2 protein-coding genes and 1 CRISPR repeat array are annotated in these 2,612 nt (G+C 50.2%); of the genes, one reads left to right on the forward strand and one right to left on the reverse strand.

The genetic code is table 11. From position 1 onward, the window contains the following. The first annotated feature begins 47 nt into the window (after positions 1-47). A CRISPR array of direct repeats spans positions 48-664; the repeat unit is 30 nt; unit sequence CTCCTAATCGTACAATAGTTGAATTGAAAT. A gap of 50 nt (positions 665-714) precedes the next feature. Continuing rightward, a complete protein-coding gene (locus tag Q0Z93_RS10100) occupies positions 715-2,049 on the reverse strand; it encodes a DcaP family trimeric outer membrane transporter (protein WP_298065173.1) in 1,335 nt (444 codons plus the stop codon). 102 nt (positions 2,050-2,151) lie between these two features. Between Q0Z93_RS10100 and Q0Z93_RS10105 the strand changes: the two genes are divergently transcribed. Further along, on the forward strand, positions 2,152-2,553 hold the full coding sequence (locus tag Q0Z93_RS10105; RefSeq protein ID WP_298065176.1) for a hypothetical protein: 402 nt from the start codon (positions 2,152-2,154) through the stop codon (positions 2,551-2,553). Positions 2,554-2,612 lie beyond the last annotated feature (59 nt).

Genomic DNA, 2,612 nt, shown 5'->3' on the forward strand with positions numbered 1-2,612 from the left:
GAATTGAAATTCAAAATCACGCTCATAAACTCGAGTATTCAAACAAGCTCCTAATCGTACAATAGTTGAATTGAAATCGATTTTATACAGACTATTGTCGATTCTGGAGGCCCTCCTAATCGTACAATAGTTGAATTGAAATCCATAAGAGGCGAGCAGACGGTCGGTCAGGGAAACTCCTAATCGTACAATAGTTGAATTGAAATCCCGATGCCATCGGCAGCAGTCAATCTTGCCAATTCGACTCCTAATCGTACAATAGTTGAATTGAAATGTGTAATCCGTTTCGCTGGCAGCGATTGTGAAGCTGCTCCTAATCGTACAATAGTTGAATTGAAATGGCCTCGGAAAGACTGGTCAAGCTATTGCGGCCATCTCCTAATCGTACAATAGTTGAATTGAAATATCAACCCGGACAACAGTTATATGACCGGCCCGGCCTCCTAATCGTACAATAGTTGAATTGAAATGCATATTCGTGACACCCGGCCCGAGCCCGCCTTGCTCCTAATCGTACAATAGTTGAATTGAAATCCACTCGGACGGCGGTAGCTCCATGACTGAGGCAGGCTCCTAATCGTACAATAGTTAAATTGAAATTATTATCCCGACCGCATCGTTCATCACGTCATTACCTCTAATCGTACAATAGTTGAATAAAAAAGAGAAGGCTGTAAGACCTTCTCTTGTGTGCGTACCGACAGCGAGCAGGAATCAGAAATTGAACTGTACCCTCATCTGAGCCCGGTTGGCATGGCCTTTCTCCCCATTTACGTTTTTACGCGTACCGTACAGGTATTCCACCCCCACATTGAACGCCGGCGAGATGTTGTAAAACAAGTTTCCGACGATATACTGCGACAAACGGTAAGTATCCGGAGCCTGAGCGAAATAATTGTTCTTGTCCCACACACTCACCTGACTGTAAGCCGCATTCATCTGCCAATTTTCCGAGAAATTCATTTGTACTCCCGCCAGCCAGCCCATAGCAGGCAAAGTTTGCAGACGGCCCAGGCGATTCGGGTCAGTCACCAGATCGTAGCCATTTCCGTTCAGATCCTGGATATAATTCTCGACACCTTCCCCGTAAACGATCTGGCCGAAGAAATTGGCAGCTTTGCACAGAGCGATATTGCCGCTCAGCATCGCCCCCCAGCCCAATTGGGTTTGTGTGTGCTGGCCGATGTTATCGTAATAGTTCATTGTGCGCAGCAAACCCGAAGCCCGCAGATGGCTGCGTCCCTGATTCCAGTTATACTGGAAATAGAGCGGAATGTCCGGCACCCGCTGCGGGATCACATACGCCGCCTGCGTCGGAGTGGTGGCACTGACGCCCGGCATCTCGGCCGCAATGGCAAATTCCCAGCTGGGACTGATATGCAAATGATACCGGATCATCAGATTCCGGTTGTAAGTATAGGCATTCGGCCCCTGGAAATCGATCGTATTCGGCGCAGCCTGCAAGTCGGCGAACGTCGTAGCCGTTTGACCGAAAGTCAGCCCCTTGAACGAGACATACGCTTCGCGCAGACGCAATACATTGTCTCCGCCGCGGAAATCGGTCTCGATATACGTCTCGATCTGTCCCAGGGCTTTGGTGTTGACGATCGTCTTGAAGAACAGGCGCGAAGTGCCGGCATCCATCAGCAGGCGCTGCTTGTTGGTGGGCGTTTTCACCATCGGGATGTCGTAAGTCACGAAATCCTTGTTCTGAATCACATTGCTCCAGTCATAAGCCGTGCGGAAGCTGACGAATCCGCCGATCCCGAAAACCGCTTTGTTGGCCCGATCCGAGATAATGAAATTGGGTACGCCCGACTGTTGGAACCCCTCCTTAACGGTGTTCGCATAAATGTCGATGGCCTTTCCCTTGAGTATCCACACATCGTCGGTTCGCGGATCGGAACCGATGATCCACACCGTGTTCCGCTTGTCGTGCGGCCTCCGCTGCGGGTTGTCGGCCGACGCGGAAACCGGATTGTCGGCCCAGGCACCCAAAGACGAAAGCCCGACGGCAGCGGTCATCAATAAAGCGTTGAAAGTTTTCATAATACATTCAAGTTTTAGTGAATAAAATAAGTTCTCGGATATAATCGATTGTTCCGCCAAGTGAACAAGTTTCATGCCATGGGATTTCGTATCTTTGCGCGTATGAAAAAGCAAAATGCCGAAGCCGAAAGCCTTGTGATCCGTGAATCGGGAACCTTACTCCCGTTTCTGTTCGCTTATTTTTCCGATCGCAGCCGGACGACGGTCAAATCGTATTTGGCTCACCGGCAGGTTTCGGTTAACGGATGTATTACCACTCAGTTCGATACGCCGCTGGCTCCGGGCGACCGGGTGGAGATCGCTTTCGGTCGGGCGAGAGAGGCGGTGTCGCATCCGATGCTGCGCATCGTTTATGAGGATGACGACCTGATCGTGATCGAGAAGCGGAACGGGCTGCTCTCCGTGGCGACCGACAAACAGATCATGCGCACGGCATACAGCATTCTGAGCGAGCATGTGAAACAGGAAGATCCGCGTAATAAGATTCGGAACTATCTACTTTAATCTTGCACAAATATGGTTGGCATACGGAAAAAAGAGCGGCGGGGAATTGGTCTCCCCAC

It is taken from the genome of uncultured Rikenella sp. (genome assembly GCF_947628055.1).
Taxonomy (GTDB): Bacteria; Bacteroidota; Bacteroidia; order Bacteroidales; family Rikenellaceae; genus Rikenella.